This window comes from Pseudomonas sp. LBUM1671 (genome assembly GCF_059695685.1).
Map to the genome: position 1 here is coordinate 4,597,628 of NZ_CP166782.1, position 26,832 is coordinate 4,624,459.

25 protein-coding genes are annotated in these 26,832 nt (G+C 60.9%); 9 read left to right on the forward strand and 16 right to left on the reverse strand.

The window, feature by feature from the left end:
• Positions 1–95: 95 nt before the first annotated feature.
• Complete coding sequence (gene pyrF / locus ACA060_RS21235; RefSeq protein ID WP_497318326.1) at positions 96–794, reverse strand: orotidine-5'-phosphate decarboxylase; 699 nt, start codon at positions 792–794, stop codon at positions 96–98.
• 293 nt (positions 795–1,087) lie between these two features.
• Between pyrF and ACA060_RS21240 the strand changes: the two genes are divergently transcribed.
• The 3 genes from ACA060_RS21240 to xopAW all read left to right on the forward strand — a co-directional run bounded on the left by ACA060_RS21240 (position 1,088) and on the right by xopAW (position 3,764).
• Positions 1,088–1,846 carry a response regulator gene (locus ACA060_RS21240; RefSeq protein ID WP_077749216.1) on the forward strand — a complete coding sequence of 253 codons (759 nt, stop codon included), beginning with the start codon at positions 1,088–1,090 and terminating at the stop codon, positions 1,844–1,846.
• Complete coding sequence (locus ACA060_RS21245; protein WP_497313006.1) at positions 1,846–2,895, forward strand: sensor histidine kinase; 1,050 nt, start codon at positions 1,846–1,848, stop codon at positions 2,893–2,895. Before ACA060_RS21240 ends, ACA060_RS21245 begins: the two co-directional genes overlap by 1 nt.
• Before the next feature lie 239 nt (positions 2,896–3,134).
• The gene (gene xopAW, locus ACA060_RS21250; protein ID WP_497313008.1) at positions 3,135–3,764 is read left to right on the forward strand and encodes a XopAW family type III secretion system calcium-binding effector; all 630 of its coding nucleotides are present in this window, start codon (positions 3,135–3,137) and stop codon (positions 3,762–3,764) included.
• A 125-nt stretch (positions 3,765–3,889) separates the two neighbouring features.
• On the opposite strand, the gene ACA060_RS21255 is transcribed toward xopAW, so the two are convergent.
• From ACA060_RS21255 to ACA060_RS21300, 10 genes are all read right to left on the reverse strand, one after another.
• Positions 3,890–4,945, reverse strand: coding sequence for an AI-2E family transporter (locus ACA060_RS21255; protein WP_497313010.1), 1,056 nt, complete (start codon positions 4,943–4,945; stop codon positions 3,890–3,892).
• A 68-nt stretch (positions 4,946–5,013) separates the two neighbouring features.
• Positions 5,014–5,820 (reverse strand): DUF4892 domain-containing protein, encoded by an 807-nt coding sequence (locus ACA060_RS21260; protein WP_109633908.1) that lies wholly within the window; start codon positions 5,818–5,820, stop codon positions 5,014–5,016.
• An 8-nt stretch (positions 5,821–5,828) separates the two neighbouring features.
• Positions 5,829–6,488, reverse strand: a complete 660-nt coding sequence (locus ACA060_RS21265) for a glutathione S-transferase family protein (protein WP_497313012.1) — start codon at positions 6,486–6,488, stop codon at positions 5,829–5,831.
• Between the two features lie 50 nt (positions 6,489–6,538).
• Complete coding sequence (locus tag ACA060_RS21270; RefSeq protein ID WP_010457064.1) at positions 6,539–7,393, reverse strand: alpha/beta hydrolase; 855 nt, start codon at positions 7,391–7,393, stop codon at positions 6,539–6,541.
• The gene (locus tag ACA060_RS21275; protein ID WP_162556236.1) at positions 7,390–8,196 is read right to left on the reverse strand and encodes an alpha/beta fold hydrolase; all 807 of its coding nucleotides are present in this window, start codon (positions 8,194–8,196) and stop codon (positions 7,390–7,392) included. The genes ACA060_RS21270 and ACA060_RS21275 overlap by 4 nt, the downstream gene beginning before the upstream one ends.
• A 309-nt stretch (positions 8,197–8,505) precedes the next feature.
• Entirely contained in the window at positions 8,506–8,949 is a 444-nt protein-coding gene (locus ACA060_RS21280; RefSeq protein ID WP_497313013.1) for a hotdog fold thioesterase, read from the reverse strand.
• A 32-nt stretch (positions 8,950–8,981) separates the two neighbouring features.
• Positions 8,982–10,649 (reverse strand): AMP-binding protein, encoded by a 1,668-nt coding sequence (locus ACA060_RS21285; protein WP_109633916.1) that lies wholly within the window; start codon positions 10,647–10,649, stop codon positions 8,982–8,984.
• Between the two features lie 249 nt (positions 10,650–10,898).
• On the reverse strand, positions 10,899–11,351 hold the full coding sequence (sixA, locus tag ACA060_RS21290; protein WP_109633918.1) for a phosphohistidine phosphatase SixA: 453 nt from the start codon (positions 11,349–11,351) through the stop codon (positions 10,899–10,901).
• A complete protein-coding gene (locus ACA060_RS21295; protein WP_010457073.1) occupies positions 11,348–11,695 on the reverse strand; it encodes a DUF4389 domain-containing protein in 348 nt (115 codons plus the stop codon). The genes sixA and ACA060_RS21295 overlap by 4 nt, the downstream gene beginning before the upstream one ends.
• A 23-nt stretch (positions 11,696–11,718) precedes the next feature.
• A complete protein-coding gene (locus ACA060_RS21300; RefSeq protein WP_109633922.1) occupies positions 11,719–12,744 on the reverse strand; it encodes an NAD(P)H-dependent glycerol-3-phosphate dehydrogenase in 1,026 nt (341 codons plus the stop codon).
• Positions 12,745–12,940: 196 nt separating this feature from the next.
• Between ACA060_RS21300 and ACA060_RS21305 the strand changes: the two genes are divergently transcribed.
• The 6 genes from ACA060_RS21305 to ACA060_RS21330 all read left to right on the forward strand — a co-directional run bounded on the left by ACA060_RS21305 (position 12,941) and on the right by ACA060_RS21330 (position 20,481).
• A complete protein-coding gene (locus tag ACA060_RS21305; RefSeq protein ID WP_109633924.1) occupies positions 12,941–15,064 on the forward strand; it encodes a TonB-dependent receptor plug domain-containing protein in 2,124 nt (707 codons plus the stop codon).
• Positions 15,065–15,997 carry an ABC transporter substrate-binding protein gene (locus tag ACA060_RS21310; RefSeq protein ID WP_497313017.1) on the forward strand — a complete coding sequence of 311 codons (933 nt, stop codon included), beginning with the start codon at positions 15,065–15,067 and terminating at the stop codon, positions 15,995–15,997.
• Positions 15,994–17,895: an ATP-binding protein gene (locus ACA060_RS21315; RefSeq protein ID WP_109633927.1), complete on the forward strand. Its 1,902-nt coding sequence runs from the start codon at positions 15,994–15,996 to the stop codon at positions 17,893–17,895. Before ACA060_RS21310 ends, ACA060_RS21315 begins: the two co-directional genes overlap by 4 nt.
• A gap of 248 nt (positions 17,896–18,143) precedes the next feature.
• Entirely contained in the window at positions 18,144–18,659 is a 516-nt protein-coding gene (gene fabA, locus ACA060_RS21320) for a 3-hydroxyacyl-[acyl-carrier-protein] dehydratase FabA (protein ID WP_008148022.1), read from the forward strand.
• Positions 18,660–18,670: 11 nt separating this feature from the next.
• A complete protein-coding gene (gene fabB / locus ACA060_RS21325; RefSeq protein ID WP_109633929.1) occupies positions 18,671–19,891 on the forward strand; it encodes a beta-ketoacyl-ACP synthase I in 1,221 nt (406 codons plus the stop codon).
• A gap of 401 nt (positions 19,892–20,292) precedes the next feature.
• Positions 20,293–20,481: a hypothetical protein gene (locus ACA060_RS21330; protein WP_497313020.1), complete on the forward strand. Its 189-nt coding sequence runs from the start codon at positions 20,293–20,295 to the stop codon at positions 20,479–20,481.
• 70 nt (positions 20,482–20,551) lie between these two features.
• On the opposite strand, the gene ACA060_RS21335 is transcribed toward ACA060_RS21330, so the two are convergent.
• From ACA060_RS21335 to cysM, 5 genes are all read right to left on the reverse strand, one after another.
• Complete coding sequence (locus ACA060_RS21335) at positions 20,552–21,094, reverse strand: DUF2058 domain-containing protein (RefSeq protein ID WP_109633931.1); 543 nt, start codon at positions 21,092–21,094, stop codon at positions 20,552–20,554.
• A gap of 28 nt (positions 21,095–21,122) precedes the next feature.
• The gene (mazG, locus tag ACA060_RS21340) at positions 21,123–21,956 is read right to left on the reverse strand and encodes a nucleoside triphosphate pyrophosphohydrolase (protein ID WP_403105999.1); all 834 of its coding nucleotides are present in this window, start codon (positions 21,954–21,956) and stop codon (positions 21,123–21,125) included.
• Between the two features lie 133 nt (positions 21,957–22,089).
• Positions 22,090–24,333 (reverse strand): GTP diphosphokinase, encoded by a 2,244-nt coding sequence (gene relA, locus ACA060_RS21345; protein ID WP_497313022.1) that lies wholly within the window; start codon positions 24,331–24,333, stop codon positions 22,090–22,092.
• 121 nt (positions 24,334–24,454) lie between these two features.
• Positions 24,455–25,807 carry a 23S rRNA (uracil(1939)-C(5))-methyltransferase RlmD gene (gene rlmD / locus ACA060_RS21350; protein WP_109633934.1) on the reverse strand — a complete coding sequence of 451 codons (1,353 nt, stop codon included), beginning with the start codon at positions 25,805–25,807 and terminating at the stop codon, positions 24,455–24,457.
• Positions 25,807–26,709, reverse strand: coding sequence for a cysteine synthase CysM (gene cysM, locus ACA060_RS21355; protein WP_497313024.1), 903 nt, complete (start codon positions 26,707–26,709; stop codon positions 25,807–25,809). The genes rlmD and cysM overlap by 1 nt, the downstream gene beginning before the upstream one ends.
• Positions 26,710–26,832: the final 123 nt, after the last annotated feature.

A 26,832-nucleotide genomic window follows, 5' to 3' on the forward strand; every position in this document is an offset into this window, starting at 1 on the left:
GCGGGCTTGCCCGCGATGGGGGCGTGTCAGCCACCATCAATGTGTCTGATACACCGCCATCGCGGGCAAGCCCGCTCCCACAGGTTCCGCAGCGTTTAGGCGATTTCGGCCACGACGGCAGCCAACGCCTTGGCCGGATCCGCTGCCTGGCTGATCGGACGACCAATCACCAGGTAATCGGAACCGGCATCCAGCGCCTGACGCGGCGTCAGGATACGGCGCTGATCGTCCTGGGCGCTGCCCGCCGGGCGAATCCCCGGGGTCACCAGTCGCAGCGACGGGTGCGCCGATTTCAGCGCCTGGGCTTCCAGGGCCGAGCACACCAGACCGTCCATCCCGGCTTTTTCCGCCAGTGCGGCCAGGCGCAGCACCTGCTCTTGTGGCTCGATGTCCAGGCCGATACCCGCCAGATCTTCACGCTCCATGCTGGTCAGCACGGTCACGCCGATCAACAGCGGTTTAGGGCCGGTACGCTGATCGAGCACTTCACGGCAGGCGGCCATCATGCGCAGACCGCCGGAGCAGTGCACATTGACCATCCACACACCCATCTCCGCCGCCGCTTTAACCGCCATGGCGGTGGTGTTCGGGATGTCGTGGAACTTGAGGTCCAGGAACACTTCGAAACCCTTGTCACGCAGGGTGCCGACGATTTCCGAGGCGCAGCTGGTGAACAGTTCCTTGCCTACTTTGACCCGGCACAGCTTCGGGTCCAACTGGTCGGCCAGCTTCAGTGCGGCGTCACGGGTAGGGAAATCCAGGGCGACGATGATAGGAGTCTGGCAGACGGACATGTGCGGGCTCTCAGGCAGGACGAAATCGGCGCGCATTGTAGCGGAACCAGCGCCACTGCGGGACCCGATGATCGGTAAATCGTCCCGAAGACTCAAGCAAGCCTAGCCCCTGCAGCGATTGTGTCGAGTTCGATACACACACGACACGCCCACAACATCCTTGCTCGCTACCCTCGGCAGCCGCAACACGTCCTTACAGCACTTCCCGCCTCCGGGCCGGACGCCTATGCTGGAACCACAACCTCGCAGCCCATCTTTGTGGTTGGCAGCCTACCTGGCAGATGAACACACGCATGCACAGCACTCCAGCACCTCTGAATGACGATCAAAAAGCGCCCGCTGACGACAAACGCTGGAGCATTCGCGCCCTGATCGTTGACGATGACGTCCCGATCCGCGAACTGATGATCGACTACCTGGCCCGGTTCAATATTCACGCCAGCGGCGTCACCGACGGCGCCGCCATGCGCCTGGCACTGCAAGCGGAGCATTTCGACGTGGTGGTGCTCGACCTGATGCTGCCCGGTGAAGACGGGTTGTCGCTGTGCCGCTGGCTGCGCGCCGAGTCTGACATTCCGATCCTGATGCTCACCGCGCGCTGCGAACCCACTGACCGCATTATCGGCCTGGAACTGGGCGCCGATGACTACATGGCCAAGCCCTTCGAACCGCGAGAACTGGTCGCGCGGATTCAGACCATTCTGCGCAGAGTGCGCGACGACCGTACTGAACAGCGTGCGAATATTCGCTTCGACAACTGGCGCCTGAACAGCGTGCTGCGTCAGCTGATTGCCGCTGATGGCCTGGTGGTGCCGTTGTCGAACGCTGAATTCCGCCTGCTCTGGGTGTTCATCGAACGTCCGCGTCGGGTGCTCAGCCGCGAACAACTGCTGGATGCCGCCCGTGGTCGTTCGATTGAAGCGTTTGATCGCAGCATCGACTTGCTGGTCTCGCGCCTGCGCCAGAAGCTCGGCGATGACCCAAAAGCCCCGCAGCTGATCAAGACCGTTCGCGGTGAGGGTTATCTGTTCGACGCGAGGGACATCGGCTGATGCGGGCGCGCTTCGATACGCTGTTCGGCCGCCTGTTTGGCGTGCTGTTGCTGGCGATCATCCTGGCGCACCTGTTGGCGTTTGCCTGGTTTCACCATTACGGCCCTCCGCCGCCTCCGCCGCCACCGGCGTTTTCCCAAGGCATCGACGGTCAGCGTCCGCCGATGGACCCGCGCTTCGAAAACCGACCGCCGCGGCCGTGGTTCGGCGGACCGTTGGTGCCGCTGACGTTCCAGTTTGTCTCGCTGATCATTGCCGCCTGGTACGGTGCCAAACTGCTGAGTCGACCGATCCAGCGCTTGAGCGACGCTGCTGAGCGCTTGAGCGAAAACCTCGACAGCCCGCCGCTGGATGAATCCGGCCCACGGGAAGCTCGGCAAGCGGCCTACACCTTCAATCTGATGCAGAAACGCATTATCGAGCAGGTGCAGCAGCGCTCGCGGATGCTCGGCGCAGTGTCCCACGACCTGCGCACGCCGCTCTCACGTCTCAAGTTGCGTCTGGAACAGATCGACGACGACAAGCTGCAGGGCCAGATGCGCCAGGATCTGGACGACATGATCAGCATGCTCGACGCCACCCTCACCTATTTGCACGAACAGCGCACCAGCGAAGCCGAACAATGGATGGACGTGCAGGCGCTGGTGGAATCGTTGAGCGAAAACGCCCAGGATCAGGGTGCCGATGTCCAGACCAGCGGCCACTGCGCACCGTTGCAAGTGCAGCCGATGGCCTTGCGCTCATGCATCAACAATCTGCTGGACAACGCCCTGCGCTATGCCGGGCATGCGCGGATCACTCTGGAAGATAACCGCGAGCAACTGGTGATCCGCGTCATCGACCACGGCCCGGGAATTGCGGCGGACAAACGTGAAGCGGTGTTCGAGCCGTTCTTTCGTCTGGAAGGTTCGCGCAATCGCAATTCGGGCGGCGTCGGCCTGGGCATGACCATTGCCCGCGAAGCGGCGGACCGGCTGGGCGGGCAGTTGAGCCTTGAAGAAACACCCGGCGGCGGCCTCACTGCAGTGATCCACCTGCCCCGCACCTGAGCCACCCCCAAATCCCTTGTGGGAGCGAGCCTGCTCGCGATAGCGGTGTATCAGTCGCCATTGATGTTGACTGACACACCGCTATCGCGAGCAGGCTCGCTCCCACAGGGTTTGCGGCGCTTTTGATTCCTGCGCATGTGTACCACTCGGTACAAACCCCACACACCCACGACACCTTGCCCCTTGACGCTGCATAAGCCGGTGCACCCGCCGGTTTTCCATTCCAGGGAGTGAGCCCAATGATTGGTAGCGTCAGCAATTACACGAGCTATACCAGCACCAGCAGCACCTCGACCAACAGCGCCCGCAGCCAGCAATTCCAGAAAGAACTGTTCGCCAAGCTCGACAGCAACAGCGACGGCGCGGTGGATCAGGACGAGCTCAAAAGCGCTCTGTCGCAGAAAACCGATGAGGGTCTTCTGGTCAGCCTGAGCAAAAACTTTGGCGACCTTGACAGCGACGACAGCGGCAGCCTGAGCAGCGAGGAAATGGCGGCAATGGCACCACCGCCACCGCCGCCACAGCAGGTGTCCAGCGAAGAACTGTTCAGCCAGTTGGATGCGGACAGCGACGGCAGCGTGACCGCCACCGAATTGAGCAGCGCGTTGCAGGCCAGCAACAACACCTCATCAACCAGCACCGACACCAGCGCCGCATTGCTCAAAGTGCTGGACAGTGACAGCAGTGGCGCGGTCAGCAGCGATGAACTGCAAGCGGCGTTGCAAGCGGGTCGCGAGAAAACCAGCGACAGCTCCACCACGCAGTTCAACGTCAATGAAGCGCTGAACAAAATGATCGCCAACCTGAGCAAGCAGTATTCGCTTGATAACGTGGCGAGCGTGGGCAAGTACCTGAACGTATCGACCTGAGTCAAAAGCTTCGCGGGCAAGCCCGCTCCCACAGGATTCAGTGGTGTTCACGCTTTCGTGTGTTACATCCAGATCCCTGTGGGAGCGGGCTTGCTCGCGAAGAGGTCATCAGCCACGACATACGATTAAGGCTGGCGATCCTCTACCCGCGCATGACTCTTGCTCCAGTCCGTCAACAGACTGTACGCAACTGCCAGCAACGTCGGCCCGATAAACAAGCCGATAAACCCAAACGCAATCAAACCGCCAAACACGCCCAGCAACACGATCACCAACGGCAAATTCCCGCCCCGGCTGATCAGATATGGCTTCAGCACGTTGTCGACGCCGCTGATGATGAACGTGCCCCAGCACCCGAGGAACACCGCCATCCCGTACTCGCCTTTCCAGGCTAGCCACGCGGTGGCCGGAATCCACACCAACGGTGGCCCCATCGGAATCAGGCTGAGCATGAAAGTCACGATGCCCAGCACCAGCGCCCCGGGCACCCCGGCAATCAGGAACCCGATCAACGCCAGAACCGCCTGCGCCGCCGCCGTGCCGATCACTCCGTTCACCACCCGCTGCACGGTGCCCGCCACCAGATCAATGTAATAGCCGGCGCGATCGCCAATCAGCCGCTGCAGCAAGCCATGGACAAACGCTGCCAACCGCGGCCCGTCACGGTAGAAAAAGAACACGAACACAATGCTCAACGTCAGCTCGAGAATCCCGCCGCCAATCTGTGCACTGCGCGCCAGCAGCCAGTTGCCGACCTGGCCCAGATAAGGTTTGACCGCGACCATCATCGCCGCGCCTTGCTGATCGATGCTGTTCCAGATCACCACCAACCGCTCGCCCACCAAAGGCACACCCCCCAGCCAGGTCGGTGCCTCCGGCAAACCGTCCATCTGCACATCCTTTATCAGCGCCGTGGCGTCACGCACGTGGTCCGCCAGGTTGAACCCGAGCCAGACCAGCGGCACCGCCACCAGCAACATCCAGCCCAGTGTCAGCACCAGCGCGGCCAGGGATTCGCGGCCATTGAGCCAACGGGTCAGCAATCGCATCAGCGGCCAACTGGCGAACGCCAGCACCGCGCCCCAGAACAAGGCCGACCAGAACGGCGCCATCACCCAGAGGCTCGCGCCAAACAGCACCAGGAGCAGAATCTGCACCAACAGCCGATCGTTATTGAGCATGTAGGTTCTCGAAAAAATCAGTCAACAAAGAACAGGCGAACGCGCCAACCGCGTTCGCCTGATGAAGCTTATCGCAACAGTTCGATGTGCAGGCCAGGGCTTTCGACGCTGCCGGCTTCCATTCGCGCAGCGCGCACGCCCTGCCCGATCAGCGCCTGGCGCCAGGCTTCGGCATTCGGCCCGGAAACACTGACCCGCAACGTGGTATCCAGGTTCAACCCGCGGGAAAGCAACCGCAGCCAGGTGGCATCAGGATCGGCGCTCAATGTGGGGAAATCGAGTACACCGGTACTTTTCAGCTCTCGCAGCAAGGTCGCCGACGTCGGCAGCAAATCGCCCAGCGGCGCCGCGGCGTCGAATTGTTCGACGTGCAGATAGGCTTTGCGATTGCCGCGAGTGATGCTGTAAAGCGCGACGAGCGTGTTGTCCTGTGGCGCCGCCAGTCGCAGCAGCAAATACGCCTGCTGATCATCGGCGCCATAGAGCTTGGCGTTGGTGAACACTTCGTTGGCCCACAGGCTGCTTTCGCCGCAATCGCGCGCCTGGCACCAGAACAGCAACTCGGCGCCCTGCTTCTGCAAGGCTTCACGCGCCGCAGTGAAGGCATCGTTGGAGGAGTGTTCCGGCGGCAACTCGTAGGTTACCGAGGTGGTTTGCCCGCGCGCGCTGACCTGCCCATCGAAGCGCAACTGGCCACTGATTTTACGGATCGAACCCAGCGGATAAATCCGCTCGAGTTCCACCGCCGGGCGATAGTCGACGATCTGCGCATCGGCCATGCGCGGCACGATCGGCAAGTCCTGACTGCCCGGGACATCGGCGGCAAATAACATGGGGCTGAAACAACACAGCGCCAGCACACTGAATGAACGCATGGATAGACTCATCGGATCAGCATGGCCTGGGCACCTTTGACGACACTGGCATCATCGATGCGCTCGGGCACCAGCAAACCGCTCTGGACCGCCGGACGCGCTTCCATGGTCGCCATCCAGCGCTGCAAGGCCGGCAAACCGTCCACCTCGACACCGGACCACTCATGGCCCCGCACCCAAGGATAGGTGGCGATGTCGGCAATGCTGTACTCGTCCGCCAGAAACTCCATGGCTTGCAGGCGCGTGTCGAGCACCTCATAGAGGCGGCGGGTTTCATGTTGATAGCGGTCGATGGCGCCCTGGAGCTTTTCCGGAAAGTAGCGGAAAAACACGTTGGCCTGGCCCTGCATCGGGCCGATCCCACCCATCTGGAACATCAGCCATTGCAGGACGACCGAGCGCCCCTTCGGGTCCTTGGGCAGCAGTTTGCCGCTCAGTTCAGCCAGGTAAATCAGGATAGCGCCGGATTCGAACACGGCAAAATCGCCGTTGGCGCGGTCGACAATCGCCGGAATCCGGCCATTGGGATTGATCTTGAGGAAGTCCGGTGACTTCTGTTCCTTTTTGTCGAAACTCAAGGCGTGCACCGTGTAGGGCAGGCCGAGTTCCTCGAGCACGATAGAGACCTTGTGGCCATTCGGGGTCGCAGCGGTGTAGAGATCTATCATGGTTGTCTCCCATTTCAACCCGCCCAGCCTCGACAGTTGCCCGGCGCAAGTCAAGGAACGGCGAAGAACCTATTGAAACAGTCTGCGACAAGGTCGGCGCCGGGTTCGTCATTCAGGTGCAAATGATGACCGCCAGGCAGCTGTTCACGGCTAAAGGGTAGACGCTCCAGTAATTCAGGATGTTTGGCGAGCATGCCGTCCGCTGCAACCACCAACAACGCAGGACAACTGACCCGCTGGACGAAAGCCATCGCCTGTTCGGTGGTAAGACGCAACGGCGACGGTAGCGTGAGACGGTTGTCGGTGCGCCAGGTGTAACCGCCGGGCACCGGCATCAAACCCCGTTGAGCCAACAGCTCGGCCGCTTCGCGACTGACCGCCACCAAACCTTTCATGCGAGCCTCGATGGCACGGTCCAGGGTGTTGTAGACCGGTTTGCGTTTTTCCCGCAAATCCAGCTGCGCTTGCAGGGCCATGCCCATGCGTTCGGCGGCATTTTCGCCTTTGTCCGTAGGAGGAATGATGCCGTCGATCAACGCCAGATGCGTGACGCGTTCCGGCATCGACCCGGCGATGATCAACGAAGCGATCGCGCCCATGGAGTGCCCCATCAGTGCAAAACGCTTCAGGCCCAACTGTTCGGCAACTTGCAGCACGTCGTGGGCGTAATCCCACATCGCGTAACCGGCACCGGTCGGGCGATGCCCGGAGTGACCGTGACCGGCCATGTCCAGCGCGATGATGCGCAGGCCTTTGAGCTTCGGTGCCAGCCGGGCAAAGCTGTTGGCGTTGTCCAGCCAGCCGTGCAAGGCAATCACCGGCAGGCCGTCTTCGGGGCCGAACAAATGCGCGGCCAGTTCGATGTGCGGCAGGCTCAGGCGAACTTCTTCGACGACATGGCTCATGCGCAATCCTGCTGGCGACGACCTTCCCAGCGGCTGAACAGGTTTTTCAGCAGCGCGGCAGTGTCTTGCGGACGTTCGAGGGGAAACATGTGGCCGCCGGGCATGGTCAGGGACTCACCCAACGGCATGCGCCCGACGGAGCTTGCGTGATGACGCATCACCACCCGGCTCTTGTGCCCACGCACCACCGCCAACGGCACTTTCAACTGCCGTGCCTGGCCTGGACTGGTGTGCGGGACGCCGCGGTAGATGCTGATTTCCGTGGCCGGGTCGAAACGCAGGCGCAGCTTGTCGCCGACTTTTTGCAAACCGTGTTGCAGGTACGCGTCGAAGCATTCCGGATCGAAGCTGCGGAACAGGGTTTTACCCGCGAAATACAGTCGCGCCGCTTCCAGATCGGCGAACTCTTCCCGGCGCCCCAGCGTGCGGCCGGCCGGGGTCAGACGGTCGATGAAACCAAAGCGCTTGGCGGCACGGATCACCCATTGATCGGCACGGGTCAATACCGGCGAATCGAGCATCACCACGCCGCGATACAGTTCAGGGCAACGCAATGCCGCGTGCAGGTGCAACACACCGCCGAAGGAGTGACCGACGCCCCAGACCGGTTCCGGTTGCTGTTTGAGGTGATGGATCAGCTCATCCACCAGGTTGCGCCAATTGTCGTCCGCCGGGAAACGCGGATCGTGGGCGTGCTGTTCCAGATGCGTCACCTGATACTCGGGCGCCAGCGCCGCGAACAACTTGCCGTAGGTGCCCGACGGAAATCCATTGGCGTGGGCGAAAAATATCTGTTGCGACATACCGGCAAATCCATGAGCGAGAACAGGGGTTGATTGTCCGTAAGACGCGAGCCTGCGGCAATGACTGTAAGTGCCAGGAATGATGACAGTCCGGTCAAGGGAATGGCGTGTCAGATGAATCCACCCCTCACCCCAGCCCTCTCCCCACGGGGGAGAGGGGGAAAGGGAGCAGATCTGCGTTGGCTTCCAGACCTGAGTTCGACTCGATATTTCAGGTCGATGTAGCTCCAGAAACAACTCGGTCAGTCCCCTCGCCCCTTGGGGAGAGGGTTAGGGTGAGGGGGCGGAATGAATTGAAGAAACACACTCTCAGCGGGCCGGAGGATTTTCGCCCAATGGCACAACCGCCATGGTCAACCGCGACACGCAACTGGCCTTGCCCTCATCGCTGGTCAAGCGAATGTCCCAGACATGGGTCGTGCGCCCAATGTGAATCGGCTTGGCCACCGCCGTCACTCGCCCGCTGCGCAGACCTCGCAAGTGGTTGGCGTTGATTTCCAGACCCACGCAATAGAACTTGCTCGCATCGATGCACAGGTAACTGGCCATGGAACCGACCGTTTCAGCCAGCACCAGCGAGGCGCCGCCGTGCAGTAAACCGTATGGCTGATGCGTGCGGTGGTCGATGACCATGCTCGCGGTCAGGGATTCCTCATCAAAGGCTTCGAAGCGAATATCCAGCACTTCGCCGATGGTGTTTTTCTGGATTGCGTTCAACTGCTCGACGTTGGGAGTGGTACGCCACAAACTCATCGTTGCTTTCCTTTGTTGGTTTTATTCGTCGCTCAATCCTGCCACAGCACCGCCTCGCTGCGCTCGCTCCATTCTTCGAAGCGAGCGCCGTACGCCGCTTCGATCACGTTGCGCTTGATCTTCAGGGTCGGCGTCAGGAAGCCGTTTTCCACCGCCCAACTGTCCTTGACCACCACCAACCGACGCAAGCGCTCGTGTTTGTCGAGCCCGCCATTGACCTCCTCCAGCAGTTTTTCCAGGCTTGAATGCAGCCCCGCCCGCGCCGTTCCGCTGGCATCCTGCTGACCGACAGCGGACAGCACGCACAACCCCAGCGGCGCACTCAAACCATCGCCGACCACGCACACCTGTTCGATCCGCGAATGCACCGCCAGCCGGTTTTCGATCGGCGCCGGGGCGACGTATTTGCCTTTGCTGGTCTTGAAGATTTCTTTCAGCCGCCCGGTCAGGCGCAGGTAGCCCTCGGTATCTTGCTCGCCCTTGTCACCGGTGCGCAGGAAGCCGTCCTCGGTGATGGTTTCTGCGGTTTTCTCAGGGTCCTTGAAATAACCAAGCATGGTCGCGCCGCTGCGCACCATGACTTCGCCGGAGTCGGCGATCCGCACTTCAACTTCCGGGCAAGGCTTGCCGATCCAGCCGGGTTTATCGTCCCCGGGGCGGCCGATGTGGGAGTAACCGCAGCTCTCGGTCATGCCGTAGACCTCCAGCACGTCCAGCCCCAATTTGCGATACCACAGCAACAAGGTCTGCGGCACGGGTGCGGCGCCGGACAACGCCACGCGCAACGCATCCAGCCCCAACCCGGCGAGCACTTTGTGCCCGACCCGCTTGCCGATGAAGGGCAGCCCGAGCAGGAAGTCGAGGCGTTTTGCCGGGATCTTGCTGTACACGCCCATCTGGAACTTGGTCCAGATCCGCGGCACGCCAAACAATGCGGTCGGCCGCGCGCGCTGCAAATCGGTGAGGAAGGTGTCGAGGCTCTCGGCAAAGAACACGGTTTGCCCGGTGTAGATCGACGCCAACTCGACAAACATCCGCTCGGCAACGTGGCACAGCGGCAGGTAGGACAGCAGTCGGTCCGACTCGTTGAGGCCAAACAACTGAGTGCCGCGGGTGGTAGCGAACCCCAGATTGCCGAAGCTGTGCATGACGCCTTTAGGCAGCCCGGTGGTGCCGGAGGTGTAAATGATGGTCGCCAATTGATCGGCAGCGGGTTTGGGGTCGTCCTGGATCGGTGAGCTGCGCTGCAGGTCAGCCCAGCTGAAATCAAAGGTGCCAGGGGGATGCAGTGGCAGGCTGATGGTCGGCAGGTCGGCGCTGACCCCGCGGGACATGCCCGGCCAGTCATCGAGTTTACCGATGAACGCCAGCGCCGCTTCTGAGTGTTGAAGCACTTGCGCCACGGATTCGGCCGTGAGGTTCGGGTACAGCGGCACTGAAACGTGGCCGGCCATCCAGATTGCCAGGTCGGCGATGATCCAGTGGGCACAGTTTTTCGAGATCAGGGCGATGTGGCTGCCTTGGGGCAGTTCGCGGGCCCGCAGCCAGTGCGCGGCGCAGCGAGCCTGATGGCCGACGTCGGCCCAGGTCAGGGTCTCGACTTGTCCGCCGCCGGTAGGCTGGACCAGATACCGCTGGCGGGGATGACGGGCTTCACGCTCGTAAAAGACGTCCAGCGGCAAACGAAAAGCAGCTGACATGCGACTCGCTCCTTTATTTTTGGTCTGGAGCAAGCGTAGTCAACCAAGCGGTTGCTTGGTTGACTATTTCACACAAAAAAAACAGGTGCGCAGCAGAACCTGTGGGAGCGGGCTTGCTCGCGAAAGCGGTGTGTCAGGCAACATTGATAGGGACTGACACTCCCTCTTCGCGAGCAAGCCCGCTCTCACACTTGATCAGTGTCGCTCACATGTTTCGGGCACCCACCATCCCCCCCGGAAACACCAGGGTTACGGGTGTTTGATGCCTTTGAGTTTCATCGCACCGGCCAGCGGCAAGTCACCTTCGAGTTCTGCAAGGCCGGCCGTTTTCACCGCTTCCGGATCTTGCACATGCCCGTTCTGCAGGTAACCCAGCAAATTGCCTACCAGCGGGTTATGGCTGACCAGCAGCGCGTGATCGACAGACACCAACTGCTCGGCTACCGCTTGCGGACGATTGTCGGGGGTCAACCATTCAACGGTGCGGATCTCTGGCTGGAAGCCCAGCGCTTCGCGTACCAGCTGCGCGGTCTCCTGCGCTCGCAGGAAAGGACTGGCATAAATCGCGGTAATCGGCTGGCCGATCAACTCGGCGGCGGTGCGCAGCACTTCTTCACGACCGTGGGCGGTCAATGCCCGCTCGGAATCAGGACGACTGCCGTGTGGCTCGGCTTCACCATGACGCAATACCCAGAGTTTCATAGTTTCGGCTCCTCATCTCGGGCCGGATGTGGCGCGGGCGGCACGGCGTGCGGCGCTTCGCCTTCCGGTGTACGCGGCGTCGGCCAGTCGGCGAACGGCCAGGGTTTCTGGTCGCTGTGGAAGGTGCCGAAACGACCGATCTGCGCCAGGAACTGGCTCAGGCTGTCGCCGAAGTTCATCAGGCTGGCGCTCGGGGCGCCATAAATCAAACGATAGATCAGTTGCACCAGCACCACCGCGCCGAGGATGAACTGCGCCACTTGCCAGACCAGCAAGAAGACGATCATCCATAACACCCGCAGCAGAATGGACTCGTAGGTGGCCTCTGTTTTCGGATCGTTCATGTGCATCTCCCTGGAAAGCGTGATCAGTTGAAACCACTGGTGGAAATGAAGTCCACATCGGTTTTGGGTTCGCCGCGCATCAACAGTTCAATCACTTGATTGAGCGTGCGCCCTTCGAACAGGATCGCGTGCAACCCGGCGACCAGCGGCATATAGACGCCCACTTCCTGAGCCTTGGCCTTGAGCACCTTGAGCGTGTTCACGCCTTCGGCGACTTCGCCCAGGCGGGTGACCGCATCTTCAAGGCTCAACCCCTGGCCGAGGGCAAACCCGACCTGGTAGTTGCGGCTTTTCGGCGACGAGCACGTGACGATCAAGTCGCCCACGCCGGCCAGCCCCAGGAACGTCATCGGGTTGGCGCCCTGATTCACCGCGAAGCGGGTCATTTCCGCCAACGCGCGAGTGATCAGCATGCTCTTGGTGTTTTCGCCCATGCCCAGCGCCACCGCCATGCCGGCGATGATCGCGTACACATTTTTCAGTGCCCCGCCCAACTCCACGCCAAAACGGTCGGCGCTGGCGTAAACGCGGAAGGTGCGACCATGCAGCGCTTCCTGGACTCGTTGGCAGAGTTCTTCGTCTTCGCTGGCGACCACCGTGGCGGTCAGCGCGTGTTCGGCGATTTCACGGGCCAGGTTCGGCCCGGACAGCACGCCGATGCGCGCTTGCGGGGCGATTTCCTCGAGGATCTCGCTCATCAGCTTGAAGGTGTGGGCTTCGATGCCTTTGGTCAGGCTGACCAGCAATTTGCCGTTCAAACGGTCGGCGTGCGGGACCAGTACCGAGCGCAGCGCGCTGGACGGCAGCGCGACAAAGCACAGGTCGCAGGCGTCCAGGGTCGCTTGCAAGTCGGTCACCGGTTCGACTGCCGGAAGAATCTTGATGCCTTTGAGGTAACGCGGGTTCTCGCGATTGACCCGAATGGACTCGGCCTGTTCGGGATCACGCATCCACTGCCGGACCTGATGCCCGTTCTCGGCCAACAGATTAGCCACGGCGGTACCAAAACTTCCGCCCCCCAGGACCGCAATTGGGCGCTGTTCAGTCATATGCAATCCGTTAATCCATACCAGTGGCGATGTCGGCATTATACGGAGCGTCCCAGTGGCGGCCAGCCCCCGCATCAATTACCGATACTTGTAGGAAGAAGACCAATAAATCCTAGGAAAATGCCGGCATCGTGAATGGAAAAGTCGACCAGCTCGGTTAACATGCGCGCCAACTCATCGTTATCAAGGACGTTTCGTGTCGTTTGGCTCCCCTTCACCCCGCTCGCCGCTGGTTCTGGCACTGATTTTCAGCTCGCCATTGCTGGCCGACGACTTGTTCCTCGACAACGAAACGCTGCCGCAAGTGCTCACGGCCACCCGCCTGAAGCAGTCGCCGGCCGCCGTCCCGGGGAGCATGACGGTGATCGACAGCGAGCTGATCAACGCCAGCGGCGCGCGGGACATCAGCGAATTGCTGCGGCTGGTGCCGGGCATGATGGTCGGCAATATCAGCGGCAATCAGGCGACGGTGAATTACCACGGCACCAACGCCACAGAAGCGCGGCGCATGCAGGTGCTGATCGACGGCCGTTCGGTATACCGCGCCGGCCTGGCCACGGTGGACTGGAGTGATATTCCGGTGGCCATGGAAGACATCGAGCGCATCGAGGTTTTCCGCGGCCCCAACACCGTCAGCTATGGCGCCAATGCGCTGATGGCGGTGGTCAACATCATCACCCGCAACCCGGCCGACAGCCACGGCACGCGGATGAAAGTCACTCGTGGCCAGCGCGGCATCAACGACTTTTATGCCAGCCAGGGCACGGGGTGGGACGGCGGCGACCTGCGCCTGTCGTTGTCCGGCCAGGAAGACGACGGCTTCGACACCGATCGCAACGGCGCCGATTATCGCGACAGCCGCCGTCTGAACCGCTTCAACCTGGCCGTCAGCCAGACGCTGAACGAAAACCAGAGCATCGACTGGCAGTTGAACGCCAAGGACGGGACCAACCAGCGGCCTTATACCTACCGCCCGGTATTCTCCGGGATTACCGCGGCCGGGAACAATTCCGACGTCGTCGCCAAGGACTACGCCGGTTCGTTGCGCTGGAACCTGGATATCAATCCCGATCACAGCCTTTATATCCAGGGTTCGGCCCAGCACTGGGACCGCCAGCAGACCTGGCGCGCCTGCGATGCCGAGGTTTCGTTCAGCCCGGAACTGACCGAACTCTGGCAGCTCAACCCGAACTACACCGAACGCCTGGCGCGCAACATGGAACGCTTTACCGGGCCCGGCGCACCGGCCGGCACGGCGGCGGAACAAGCGCTGGGCAATCAAGTGCTGGCGCAATGGCGCAACGGCGCCCGGCAAACCCTCTGTGGCGACATCGACCAGAGCGCACGGGAGTCGCGCTACGACCTTGAACTGCAAGACACCCTCAGCCTGTCCGACAGTCTGCGACTGGTCAGTGGCATGAACTATCGTTACGACCGGGCAGATTCCGAAACCTACTTCAATGGCACGCTCGACGACACCACCTGGCGGGCATTCGGCCAACTCGAGTGGCGCGCCACCGAGCACTGGTTGCTGCAGGGTGGAGCCATGTTCGAAGACACGCAATTGACCGGCAGTTCGTTGACCCCTCGGGTGGCGGTCAATTACCTGATCAACCCGCGCCACGGCCTGCGCGCGGTGTACTCGGAAGCGATCCGTTCCCCGGACATGTTCGAGAACAACGTCAACTGGAGTTACCAGGTGACCAACCTGCGACCCAGTGCCTACGGCCAGACCAGCGCCCGTTATTTCGTCAAGACCCGCGGCCCCGGCGACCTCGAACAAGAACGCATGCGCTCGCGCGAACTGGGCTACAACGGCTACTTCGCGGAGCTTGGGCTGACGGTCGATGTGAAGCTGTTCTACGACGAAATCAGCGGCATGATCAGCGAGCCGCTGCGCAACAATCAGTACATCGCCAGCAATTCCAACAGCTCGCGTTTCAAGGGCACCGAAACCCAGCTGGACTGGCGCCTGAGCAGCGCCGACCGGCTGCGCCTGACTTACGCCTACGTCGATGCCGAGGCGAGCAATCCGCAAGATGAGCAACTGACGGCGCGCAACAGCGGTTCCGCCGGCTGGCTGCGCAATTGGGGTCACGGCTGGAACAGCGCCCTCTTCTATTACGGGGACGACGCCCTCAACGGCTACCGTTTCGAACGCGTCGATACGCGCATCGCCAAACGCATCGGCCTGGGCAAGGCCAGCCTGGAACTGGCCGGTGTGCTCCAGCAGCGCCTCGACCATCAACCCACCACCTTCGTCGACAACAACTACGACGAGCGTCGGGTGCTCTACTTCAGCGCGGAGCTGACGTTTTAAATGCTGCATCGCCGGTCGCGGAAGTCGCCAAGCCTTGGCCGCCTGCTGGCAGGGTTGTGCCTGACGTTTGCCGGCCTGCTCGGCAGCCTGTCGGCACAAGCCGTCGACATTCTGCTGACCGGCACCGAAGACAGTCCCGGCGTGCAATCCTTTGTGCAGGCGCTGAGCGGCATGCGCCCTGCCGACAGCGTGCGTTTCCAGGCACTGGACAGCTTGCCGACGCCGGGCAAACTATCCGCCGATACCCGTTTGATCCTGCTCGATCTGCCGAGCCTCGACTGGCGCCTGCAGGAGACTCAAGGTCCGCCGACTTTGGTGCTGCGCATCAGTCGCCTGCAAGCCCACCAACGTTTCGGCGCTGACTTTCCAACGAACCTCAGCCTGCTCTGGAGCGATCCACCGCTGGATCGGCAATTGCGCCTGATCCGGCTCATCCTGCCCGAGGCCCGACGCATCGGCGTGCTGTACGACAGTCACAGCGAATTCCTGCTCAAGGAATTGCGTCTGTCGGCACAAGCGTTGGGCCTTGAAGTGATTGCCGAGCGATGGGACAACACCAACGACAGCCGCCCCTTACAGGATTTGCTGAAGAACTGCGATGTGCTGCTGGGCCTCGACGACTCCGATTTGTACAACCCCAAAACCGCAAAAAACCTGCTGTTGAGCAGCTACTCGCGACAACTTGCGCTGGTCGGCCCCAACGCCGCGTTCGTCAAGGCCGGCAGCCTGGCCAGCACCTACAGCGATCAGAACGATTGGCTGGAAGTGCTCGACGCATTGCTCAATCGCCCGCCCACTGCCTGGCCGCGTGCGTTGTATCCGCAACACTTCAAAGTGTTAAGTAATCCGCAGGTGGCTCGTTCATTGGGTATTGAACAGGTGACTGAAGCGTTTGTCGCAGCACAGTTGGCCGAAGGAGAACGCCGCCCATGACCTTCCGTCGCGGATGGGACATCAATACCCGCACGCAGATCATCAGCCTCGGCCCCGCCCTGTTGCTGACCTTGCTGCTGATCAGTTTCTTCACCTTCGTGCGGATCCAGGACTTGCGTCAGGAGCTCAACCACACCGGCCAGCTGATCGCCAACCAACTGGCGCCCGCGACGGAATACGGGGTGATCTCGGGCAACAACGAGGTGCTCGAAAGCTTGCTCAAGGCCACGCTGGCCACGCCAAACGTGCGCTTTCTGGAAGTCCAGGACAGCGCCAACCGGATTCTGGTGTATGTCGAGCAACCGTCGGAAACCCACGCTCGCTCGCACCAGGTCGAAGTGTTCCAGGCGCCGGTACGGCTGCAACGGATCGCCCTGAACAATGATTTTTTCCAGGGCAGCAAAGCCGATAACACGGCGCCGCCCGAAGACTATCTGGGCCGGGTGATCGTCGGTTTGTCCAATGACGCCTTCAGCCAGCGCCAGCAGGAAATCCTGTTCAAGGCCGGGATCCTCGCCTTGTTCGCGCTGCTATTTACCTTTCTGGTGGCCCGGCGCCTGGCCGGCAGCCTGTCGCAGCCGATCCGCGACATCGGCCACGCCGTGAAGGCGATTCAGGACGGCGACTATAAAACGCCGCTGCCGATTGTCGACGACACCGAATTGGGCGCGTTGTCGCAGCACATCAACAACCTCGCGCAGGGCCTCGAGCAGGCCAGCCGTGAGCAGCATCAGGCCATGGCGCAATTGATCCAGACTCGCGAAGAAGCGGAAAAGGCCAACAACGCCAAATCCGATTTCCTAGCGATGATGAGCCACGAACTGCGCACGCCGATGAATGGTGTGCTGGGCATGCTGCAACTGCTGGAAACCACCGACATGACCGAGGAGCAGATCGAGTATGCGGCGCTGGCGTCGGAGTCCACTGAACACCTGCTCAAAGTCATCAACGATATTCTCGACTTCTCGCGCATCGAGCGTTCGGAACTGGAGCTTGAACACATTCCGTTCAACCTCGCGGACCTGATCAGCAGCTGCGCCCAGTCGTTCCAGCACAGCGCGGCGCAACGCCGGCTCGATCTGGCTCTGGCGATTCCCGAGGACATGCGCGCCCTGCAGGTTCAGGGCGACCCGACGCGGATCCGGCAAATTCTGGTCAACCTGGTGGGCAACGCGCTGAAATTCACCGAGCAAGGCCGCGTCAGCATCGAACCGCAGTGGCAGTCACTGGATCACGAACTGCTGTGGTTCACCTGCACCGTGCGCGACAGCGGGATTGGCATCTCGGCCGAAAGCCTGGAATTGATGTTCAATGCGTTCCAGCAAGCCGACAGTTCTATTTCAAGGCGTTACGGCGGCACCGGGCTGGGATTGCCGATTGCCCGCACACTGGCCGAACGCATGGGCGGCACCTTGCGCGCGCAGAGTGAAGAAGGCCGCGGCTCGGTGTTCACCCTGGAAATACCGCTGGCCCTGTATAAGCAATCGCTGCCGGAATTGAAGCCACGAACACAGGCTGGCGACGGCCATGGTGAAGGGCGCAATGTGTTGCTGGTGGAGGACAACCCGGTCAACCAGACGGTCATCGAAGCAATGTTGCGCAGCCTGGGCTTTACTGTCAGCGTCGCGACCGATGGCGCACAGGCGGTACGAAGTGCCGAGAGCCTGATTTTCGAAGCGATTCTGATGGATTGCCGACTGCCGATCATCGACGGCTACGAAGCCACCCGCCAGATCCGCCGGTTGCCCGGTTGTGCAGACTTGCCGATCATCGCCCTGACTGCCAATGCCTTGCAGGGTGATCGTGAGGCATGTTTATCCGCCGGAATGAACGATTACTTGGCCAAGCCGTTCAAACGCACTGATCTGCAGCAAATTCTGCAGCGTTGGGTGCAGTAGTGCAGGCCTTTCGACCATCTGCGACTGGCGTGAAAGGCGAAAGTGCGGCAGTCTTAGGCACCCGAACAGGCCCGAAAAGGGGCTTGAATAATAATTTCAGTGCACAAGTGTACATTCATGTCCTTGGTGCTGTGACTTTCACCACAACGCAATAGTCTATGAGTAGGCTGCTGATTCGAGGCATGAACGCCTCGGTCGGCCGGGAAGATTTGCCCCACCCTGCCGCATGGGACTATTGAGGAGCTCGCATGACCCAACAAAACGCCTTTACTCGGGAAGACCTGCTGCGCTGCAGTCGCGGTGAGCTGTTCGGCCCAGGTAACGCACAACTGCCCGCCCCGAACATGCTGATGGTGGATCGCATCACCCATATCAGTGCCGAGGGTGGCAAGTACGGCAAAGGTGAATTGGTCGCCGAGCTGGATATCACTCCGGACCTGTGGTTTTTCGCCTGCCACTTCGAAGGTGATCCGGTGATGCCAGGCTGCCTGGGCCTCGACGCCATGTGGCAACTGGTCGGCTTCTTCCTCGGCTGGCAAGGCCTGCCGGGCCGCGGCCGTGCGCTGGGTTCGGGCGAAGTGAAATTCTTTGGCCAGGTCCTGCCGACCGCCAAGAAAGTCACCTATAACATTCAGATCAAGCGCGTGCTCAAGGGCAAGCTGAACCTGGCCATCGCCGATGGTTCGGTCAGTGTCGACGGCCGCGAGATCTACACCGCCGAAGGCCTTCGGGTCGGCGTTTTTACCTCCACTGACAACTTCTAAGGGTTATCCGCATGCGCCGCGTCGTTATCACTGGTCTGGGCATCGTATCGTGCCTGGGCAATGACAAAGAGACCGTCTCCGCTAACCTGCGTGCAAGCCGCCCTGGCATCCGGTTCAACCCGGAATATGCCGAAATGGGTCTGCGTAGCCAGGTTTCCGGCTCCATTGACCTTCCCCTCGAAGAGCTGATCGATCGCAAGATCTATCGCTTCGTCGGCCACGCGGCGGCGTACGCCTACCTGGCCATGAAAGATGCCATCGCAGACTCCGGCCTGACCGATGAGCAAGTCTCCAACCCGCGTACCGGCCTGATCGCCGGTTCCGGTGGCGCCTCCACGCTGAACCAGATGGAAGCGCTGGATATCCTGCGCGAGAAAGGCGTGAAGCGCGTTGGCCCATACCGTGTAACGCGGACCATGAGCAGCACCGTTTCCGCTTGCCTGGCCACGCCGTTCAAGATCAAGGGCCTGAACTACTCCATCGCGTCTGCCTGCGCCACCAGTGCTCACTGCATCGGTAACGCCATGGAACAGATCCAGATGGGCAAGCAGGACGTCGTGTTCGCCGGCGGTGGTGAAGAAGAGCATTGGAGCCAGTCGTTCCTGTTCGACGCCATGGGCGCACTGTCCAGCCAGTACAACGAAACCCCGGAAAAAGCTTCCCGTGCCTACGACGCCAAGCGTGACGGTTTCGTCATCGCCGGCGGTGGCGGCATGGTCGTGGTCGAAGAGCTGGAACATGCTCTGGCCCGCGGCGCGAAGATTTACGCGGAAATCGTTGGCTACGGCGCGACCTCCGACGGCTACGACATGGTCGCTCCAAGCGGCGAAGGCGCCATCCGCTGCATGCAGATGGCCATGTCCACCGTTGATACTCCGATCGACTACCTGAACACCCACGGCACTTCGACTCCGGTCGGCGACGTCGCGGAAATGAAAGGTGTGCGTGAAGTGTTCGGCGACAAGGCTCCAGCCATCAGCTCCACCAAGAGCCTGTCGGGTCACTCCCTGGGCGCCGCCGGCGTTCACGAAGCGATCTACTGCATGCTGATGATGGAAGGCAACTTCATGGCGGGTTCCGCCAACATCGACGAACTGGACCCGGAAGTGGCTGACATGCCGATCCTGACCAAGACTCGCGAAGACGCCACCATCAACACCGTGATGAGCAACAGCTTCGGCTTCGGTGGCACCAACGCCACCCTGGTACTGAAGCGCTGGGCCGGCAAGTAATACCCCGCCGTCTCGCAGCACACAAAAACGCCCCGACTGGTTCGGGGCGTTTTTTTGTGCCTGAAAAAATGTGGAACGCCGCGATTCCTGTGGGAGTGAGCCTGCTCGCGATAGCGGACTTCCAGGCAATTAATGTATCGGCTGAAACACCGTCATCGCCAGCAGGCTAGCTCCCACAGGGTCGGCGTTAAACCTGCATTTTCCTGGTCGCAAACATGAAGCTTTTGTCATGAAACTCAACACCCTGCGACCGAATGCCGCGTGTTTGGCGGGCTGCAGGACTTTTGTCGATTTCGCAAAAATTCGTTACCGAACTCAGTCGTTTACTTAGCAGGCTAACAAAACATATAACAGAGTCCTGCACACGCCTTGCTGCAGATAACAGAGATTGGAGCTAGCAGATGACTGTAAAAGTAACTGAACGCGACGATTCACATAAATCCCATGAAGGCATCGCCGCCGGTATCCGGATTTGGGATGTACATCAACAAGACATGCTGGTGGGGATGTTTCATTCCGAAACCGACGCCCACAGCTACAAGGCCGAACTGGAAATACAGGAGCAGCAACGAGCGCTCCGATCCGCATAAGCAACTACAGCATTGAAAACGACAAACCCCGCCATGAGCGGGGTTTGTCGTTGTTGCAGTCTTTAAAGCCTTACCACATCAGATCGTCAGGGATCTGATAGGCCGCGTACGGATCGTCCTCGGCAGCGACTTCTTCCTTCTTGACGTTCATCTGCACGATGCGTTGTGGATCGCGTTCCTGGATCTTCAGGGCGGCCTCACGGGGGATCACTTCGTAACCGCCAGCGTGGTGCACGATCGCCAGGAAGCCATTGCTCAACTGGTTACGCATCAGCGTGTTGACGGATATGCGCTTGACCTTCTTGTCGTCAACGAAGTTGTAGTAGTCCTCGGTGGTCAGCTTCGGCAGGCGCGAGACTTCGATCAATTGCTTGATCTGCGCCGCACGGGCTTTGGCCTCGACTTTCTCCTGCTGCTGGCGGTTCAGCTCCTGGTCGCGCTTGACCTTCTCGGCCATCGCTTCCTGGGCTGCACGCTGCTGCGAGTCATCGAGTTCAATCTGGCCTTTATGGGCCAGGCGTTGCTGCTTCTGCTTCTCTTTGCCGACCTGTTTGGCCTGCTTTTGGTTGACCAGCCCTGCTTTGAGCAACTGGTCGCGAAGGGAAATGCTCATGGTGCTTATTTCTCACTTAGGCCACTGCTCAACCGCAGCTGGGCAAATTCTTTTCCTGACGTTTGGCTTCGCCCCACAAGGCGTCCAACTCTTCGAGGGTGCAATCTTCCATGGGACGGTGGGTGTCGCGCAATGCCTGTTCGATAAAACGGAAGCGTCTTTCGAACTTGCTGTTGGCGCCACGCAGTGCGGTTTCCGGATCGACCTTCAAATGACGCGCCAGATTGACCACGGAAAACAGCAGGTCACCGACTTCATCGGCAATCGCTGCCGAGTCGTTGTCGGCCATGGCTTCGAGCACTTCATCGAGTTCTTCACGAACCTTGTCCAGCACCGGCAAGGCGTCCGGCCAGTCGAAACCGACCTGCCCTGCGCGCTTCTGCAACTTCGCTGAGCGCGACAATGCAGGCAGTGCGGCCGGCACATCATCGAGCAAGGACAGCTGTTCGGGTGCGGCTGATTTCTCGGCGCGTTCTTCAGCCTTGATCTCTTCCCAGCGCTGCTTGACCTGTTCTTCACTCAGACGCGGAACGTCCAGCGGCGCGTACAGATCGCCGGTGGGAAACACGTGAGGATGACGACGGATCAGCTTGCGGGTGATGCTGTCGATCACGCCGGCGAATTCAAAACGCCCTTCTTCCCGGGCCAGCTGGCTGTAATAAACCACCTGGAACAGCAAATCGCCCAGCTCACCCTGCAAGTGATCGAAGTCACCGCGCTCGATGGCGTCAGCGACTTCGTAGGCTTCCTCGAGGGTGTGCGGGACGATGGTGGCGTAGGTTTGCTTGATATCCCACGGACAGCCGAACTGCGGGTCGCGCAGACGGCTCATCAGGTGCAGCAAGTCTTCAAGTGAATACATCAATCAGTCTCTACATCTGCAATGCGGTATGTCGGACGCAACCGTAACCCTGTAGGAGCGAGGCTTGCCCGCGAAGGCGGTATGTCAGGTATGACGCCTTCGCGGGCAAGCCTCGCTCCTACAGAGATCATCATCACGGCGTACGGTTACGCCGGGTTTCGATGATGTTCGGCAACTGGGAAATCCGCCCCAGCAACCGCCCCAGTGCATCCAGCCCCGGAATCTCGATGGTCAGGGACATCAACGCGGTGTTGTCCTCTTTGTTCGAGCGGGTGTTGACCGCCAGCACGTTGATCCGCTCGTTGAGCAGCACTTGCGAGACGTCACGCAGCAGACCGGAGCGGTCGTAGGCGCGGATGATGATGTCCACCGGATAGGTGAGCACCGGCACCGGGCCCCAGCTGACCTGGATGATCCGCTCCGGCTCGCGCCCGCCCAGTTGCAGCACCGAGGCGCAGTCCTGACGGTGAATGCTCACGCCGCGGCCCTGGGTGATGTAGCCGACGATGGCATCGCCCGGCAACGGCTGACAGCAACCGGCCATTTGCGTCATGAGATTGCCGACGCCCTGGATCTGAATGTCGCCACGCTTGCCCGGTTTGTAGCCAGTGGCTTTGCGCGGAATCAATTCCAGCTGCTCGTTGCCGCGTTCCGGCTCGACCAGTTGCTGCGCCAGGTTCACCAGTTGCGCCAGACGCAAATCACCGGCGCCCAACGCGGCGTACATGTCCTCGGCGGTCTTCATGTTGGCCTTGTCGGCCAGCTTGTCGAAGTCCACCGCCGGCAGACCGAGGCGACTCAACTCACGTTCGAGCAACGTTTTACCGGCCGCGACGTTCTGATCGCGCGCCTGCAACTTGAACCAGTGAACAATCTTCGCCCGCGCCCGCGAGGTGGTGATGTAACCCAGGTTCGGGTTCAGCCAGTCACGGCTCGGAGTACCGTGCTTGCTGGTGATGATCTCGACTTGCTCACCGGTTTGCAGGCTGTAGTTGAGCGGTACGATGCGCCCGTTGATCTTCGCGCCACGGCAGTTGTGGCCGATCTCGGTGTGCACGCGGTAGGCGAAGTCCAGCGGTGTCGCGCCTTTCGGCAAGTCGATGGCGTGACCGTCCGGGGTGAAGATGTAGACCCGATCCGGCTCGATATCGACCCGCAGTTGTTCGGCCAGACCGCCGATATCGCCCAGCTCTTCATGCCACTCGAGGACCTGACGCAGCCAGGAGATTTTCTCTTCGTAGTGGTTGGAGCCGGATTTGACGTCGGTGCCCTTGTACTTCCAGTGCGCGCAAACGCCCAACTCGGCTTCTTCGTGCATGGCGTGGGTGCGGATCTGCACTTCCAGCACCTTGCCCTCGGGGCCGATCACCGCGGTGTGCAGCGAGCGGTAGCCGTTCTCTTTCGGGTTGGCGATGTAGTCGTCGAACTCTTTCGGGATGTGCCGCCACAAGGTGTGGACGATGCCGAGCGCGGTGTAGCAGTCGCGCATTTCCGGCACCAGCACACGCACGGCGCGCACGTCGTAGATCTGGCTGAACTCCAGACCCTTGCGCTGCATTTTGCGCCAGATCGAATAGATGTGTTTGGCCCGACCGCTGATGTCGGCGTCGACGCCGGTGGCCTGCAATTCGACTTTCAGCTGGTTCATCACATCGGCGATGAAGCGCTCGCGATCCAGCCGTCGCTCGTGGAGCAACTTGGCGATCTGCTTGTACTGATCGGGCTCGAGGTAACGGAAGGACAAGTCCTCCAGTTCCCACTTGATATGACCGATACCGAGACGGTGAGCCAGCGGCGCGTAGATGTCGAAGACTTCACGGGCAACGCGGTTGCGCTTCTCGTCGTCGGCGGTTTTCACCGCACGGATCGCGCAGGTGCGTTCGGCCAGTTTGATCAGCGCGACGCGAACGTCGTCGACCATGGCCACGAGCATTTTGCGCAGGTTCTCGACCTGCCCCTGAGTGCCCAGCACCAACGATTGACGGGGGCTCAGGCTGGCGCTGATCGCCGCCATGCGCAACACGCCGTCGATGAGTTTGGCGACCACCGGACCAAAGCGCTGGCTGACCGCCGGCAGTTCGATCTGGCCTTCGCGCACGCCGCGGTACAGGACCGCCGCGACCAACGAATCCTGATCCAGTTTGAGGTCGGCGAGAATCTCGGCGATCTCAAGGCCCGTGCGGAAACTCGAGGTCCCTTCGGACCATAGATTCTTCGCCGCATTGGCTTGTTGTTCAGACACGCGAGCGAACTCGCACGCTTCCTTCAAGGCTTCGCGATCCAGTGCCAGATCGACACTGACCGCATGATCGAGCCAAGCCTCGAGATTGATACTGCCGTCGGTGTTGATCGGCTGGTGTGCTCTCACCTGTACCATCTTGCTTACCTTCCCTACGACGCAGATTCAATGCGTCAATTCGCTGACCTTCATTGCCCGATTGCCCTCACGGGGCTATGCGAGAGCAGCACGGGCGGCCAGTCGGACCAGACGAGCCGTCCTAGCTCGCTTCAAATAACGCCATGGCCTCGACATGTGCCGTCTGAGGAAACATATCGAGAATCCCGGCACGTTTTAACCGGTAGCCCTGCTTGATCAATTCGGCCGTATCGCGCGCCAGCGTTGCCGGGTTGCACGATACGTACACCAATCGTTTGGCGCCCAGGGACGCCAGCTTGCGCACGACCTCGAAAGCACCGTCTCGCGGTGGGTCCAAGAGTACCGCACAAAAGCCTTCGCGCGCCCATTCGGCATCGGACAAAGGCTGGGATAAATCGGCCTGAAAAAACTTTGCGTTATGCAGATTATTGCTAGCCGCATTGTCGGCGGCCCGCTCGACCATCGCCTGCACGCCTTCCACCGCCACCACTTCGCGAACGGCTTTGGCCAAGGGCAAGGCAAAGTTACCCAACCCACAGAATAGATCGAGAACCCGCTCATCCGAGGTCGGCTTCAACCAGTCCAGCGCCTGGGCAATCATCGCTTCGTTGACCCCGGCGTTGACCTGGATGAAATCCCCCGGCCGGTACGCCAGGTTCAAATCCCACTGCTCCAGGCGATAACCCAGCGACTGATCGGCCTCGACCGGTTGCGGGTCGCCGTCTCCATGCAGCCACAACTGAGCGTCATGGAACGCGCAGAAATCCTTGAGGATTGTCAGGTCGGCTTCGGACAACGGCGCCATGTGCCGCAGCAAAACGGCCAGCGACGATCCGGCGAACAATTCCACATGCCCCAGCGCCTGAGGTTTGCTCAAGCGTCGAAGCATTTCCGGCAAGCGGGTCATGATCGGCTGCAACGGCTGGACCAGCACCGTGCATTCGTTGATGGCCACGATGTCCTGACTGCCTGCCGCTCGGAATCCGACTTCGAGTTTCTTCGCTTTCATGTCCCAACGCACCGCCACTCGGGCGCGACGGCGGTAACCGAATTCCGGACCGCTCAACGGCGCTGCCCATTCCTGGGGTTCGACACCGGCGACCTTGGACAGTTGCTCGGCGAGCATGCGCTGCTTGAGGGCGAGTTGTTCGGTGTGCGGCAGATGCTGCACGCTGCAACCGCCGCAGCGACCGGCATGCGGACACGGTGCCGGGCGACGCAATTCGCTGGCCTGGAACACCCGTTCGGTGCGCGCCTCGACCACTTTGCCGTGAGCGCCCAACACGCGCGCCTCGATTTCTTCACCGGCCAATGCGCCGATGACGAACCAGGTGCGACCTTCGAAAAACGCGATACCGCGACCGTCATTGGCCAGGCGCTCAATGTTCAAGCGCTGCTTTTTGCCGGTCGGAATTTGCGGGGCCTTGCTGCCACCGGTGGGTTGGAAGCGCAGGCCTCTCTCTTGCTTGGCCATCAGTTGGGCGCGTCGAAAATGCCGGTCGACAAGTAACGGTCGCCACGGTCGCAGATGATCGCGACGATCACCGCGTTTTCAACTTCCTGGGACAGGCGCAGCATCGCTGCCACGGCACCGCCCGAGGACACACCGCAGAAGATGCCTTCTTCGCGAGCCAGACGACGGGTCACGTCTTCGGCTTCGCTTTGCGCCATGTCGACGATCCGGTCCACGCGATCGGCCTGGTAGATCTTCGGCAGGTATTCCTGCGGCCAGCGACGGATGCCCGGAATCGCCGAACCTTCCATCGGTTGCAGGCCGATGATCTGCACGTTGTCGTTCTGCTCTTTCAAGTAGCGCGACACGCCCATGATGGTGCCGGTGGTGCCCATCGAACTGACGAAGTGAGTGATGGAGCCTTCGGTCTGGCGCCAGATTTCCGGACCGGTGGTGGTGTAGTGCGCCTCGGGGTTATCACCGTTGGCGAACTGGTCCAGCACCTTGCCGCGGCCTTCGGCTTCCATTCGCTGAGCGAGGTCGCGCGCGCCTTCCATGCCTTCTTCCTGGGTCACCAGGATCAGCTCGGCGCCATAGGCCGTCATCGCGGCTTTACGTTCGGCGCTGGAGTTGTCCGGCATGATCAGGATCATCTTGTAACCCTTGATCGCGGCAGCCATGGCCAGCGCGATACCGGTGTTACCCGAGGTCGCTTCGATCAGCGTATCGCCGGCGTGGATCTGCCCGCGCAATTCAGCGCGGGTAATCATCGACAGCGCCGGTCGGTCCTTGACCGAACCCGCCGGGTTATTCCCTTCGAGCTTGAGCAAAAGGGTATTGCTGGTGGCGCCAGGCAGACGCTGCAAACGGACCAGCGGAGTGTTGCCGACGCAATCGGCGATGGTTGGGTACTGCAAGGTCATGGCGTATTCGCAATCCAGACTGCGGGGGCGCCTATCATACCGGCAAACGTTCGCAGGCCATATCACGCAAAGTGCGGTGCTTATGGCTTATGGGAATAAGCAACGATGATCAGGTTGCTCGGC

Bases quoted from the DNA above. Each gene is read 5' to 3' on its own strand.
- pyrF (WP_497318326.1), bottom strand. From the start codon at position 794: ATGTCCGTCTGCCAGACTCCTATCATCGTCGCCCTGGATTTCCCTACC.
- ACA060_RS21240 (WP_077749216.1), top strand. From the start codon at position 1,088: ATGCACAGCACTCCAGCACCTCTGAATGACGATCAAAAAGCGCCCGCT.
- ACA060_RS21245 (WP_497313006.1), top strand. From the start codon at position 1,846: ATGCGGGCGCGCTTCGATACGCTGTTCGGCCGCCTGTTTGGCGTGCTG.
- xopAW (WP_497313008.1), top strand. From the start codon at position 3,135: ATGATTGGTAGCGTCAGCAATTACACGAGCTATACCAGCACCAGCAGC.
- ACA060_RS21255 (WP_497313010.1), bottom strand. From the start codon at position 4,945: ATGCTCAATAACGATCGGCTGTTGGTGCAGATTCTGCTCCTGGTGCTG.
- ACA060_RS21260 (WP_109633908.1), bottom strand. From the start codon at position 5,820: ATGCGTTCATTCAGTGTGCTGGCGCTGTGTTGTTTCAGCCCCATGTTA.
- ACA060_RS21265 (WP_497313012.1), bottom strand. From the start codon at position 6,488: ATGATAGATCTCTACACCGCTGCGACCCCGAATGGCCACAAGGTCTCT.
- ACA060_RS21270 (WP_010457064.1), bottom strand. From the start codon at position 7,393: ATGAGCCATGTCGTCGAAGAAGTTCGCCTGAGCCTGCCGCACATCGAA.
- ACA060_RS21275 (WP_162556236.1), bottom strand. From the start codon at position 8,196: ATGTCGCAACAGATATTTTTCGCCCACGCCAATGGATTTCCGTCGGGC.
- ACA060_RS21280 (WP_497313013.1), bottom strand. From the start codon at position 8,949: ATGAGTTTGTGGCGTACCACTCCCAACGTCGAGCAGTTGAACGCAATC.
- ACA060_RS21285 (WP_109633916.1), bottom strand. From the start codon at position 10,649: ATGTCAGCTGCTTTTCGTTTGCCGCTGGACGTCTTTTACGAGCGTGAA.
- sixA (WP_109633918.1), bottom strand. From the start codon at position 11,351: ATGAAACTCTGGGTATTGCGTCATGGTGAAGCCGAGCCACACGGCAGT.
- ACA060_RS21295 (WP_010457073.1), bottom strand. From the start codon at position 11,695: ATGAACGATCCGAAAACAGAGGCCACCTACGAGTCCATTCTGCTGCGG.
- ACA060_RS21300 (WP_109633922.1), bottom strand. From the start codon at position 12,744: ATGACTGAACAGCGCCCAATTGCGGTCCTGGGGGGCGGAAGTTTTGGT.
- ACA060_RS21310 (WP_497313017.1), top strand. From the start codon at position 15,065: ATGCTGCATCGCCGGTCGCGGAAGTCGCCAAGCCTTGGCCGCCTGCTG.
- ACA060_RS21315 (WP_109633927.1), top strand. From the start codon at position 15,994: ATGACCTTCCGTCGCGGATGGGACATCAATACCCGCACGCAGATCATC.
- fabA (WP_008148022.1), top strand. From the start codon at position 18,144: ATGACCCAACAAAACGCCTTTACTCGGGAAGACCTGCTGCGCTGCAGT.
- fabB (WP_109633929.1), top strand. From the start codon at position 18,671: ATGCGCCGCGTCGTTATCACTGGTCTGGGCATCGTATCGTGCCTGGGC.
- ACA060_RS21330 (WP_497313020.1), top strand. From the start codon at position 20,293: ATGACTGTAAAAGTAACTGAACGCGACGATTCACATAAATCCCATGAA.
- ACA060_RS21335 (WP_109633931.1), bottom strand. From the start codon at position 21,094: ATGAGCATTTCCCTTCGCGACCAGTTGCTCAAAGCAGGGCTGGTCAAC.
- mazG (WP_403105999.1), bottom strand. From the start codon at position 21,956: ATGTATTCACTTGAAGACTTGCTGCACCTGATGAGCCGTCTGCGCGAC.
- relA (WP_497313022.1), bottom strand. From the start codon at position 24,333: ATGGTACAGGTGAGAGCACACCAGCCGATCAACACCGACGGCAGTATC.
- rlmD (WP_109633934.1), bottom strand. From the start codon at position 25,807: ATGGCCAAGCAAGAGAGAGGCCTGCGCTTCCAACCCACCGGTGGCAGC.
- cysM (WP_497313024.1), bottom strand. From the start codon at position 26,709: ATGACCTTGCAGTACCCAACCATCGCCGATTGCGTCGGCAACACTCCG.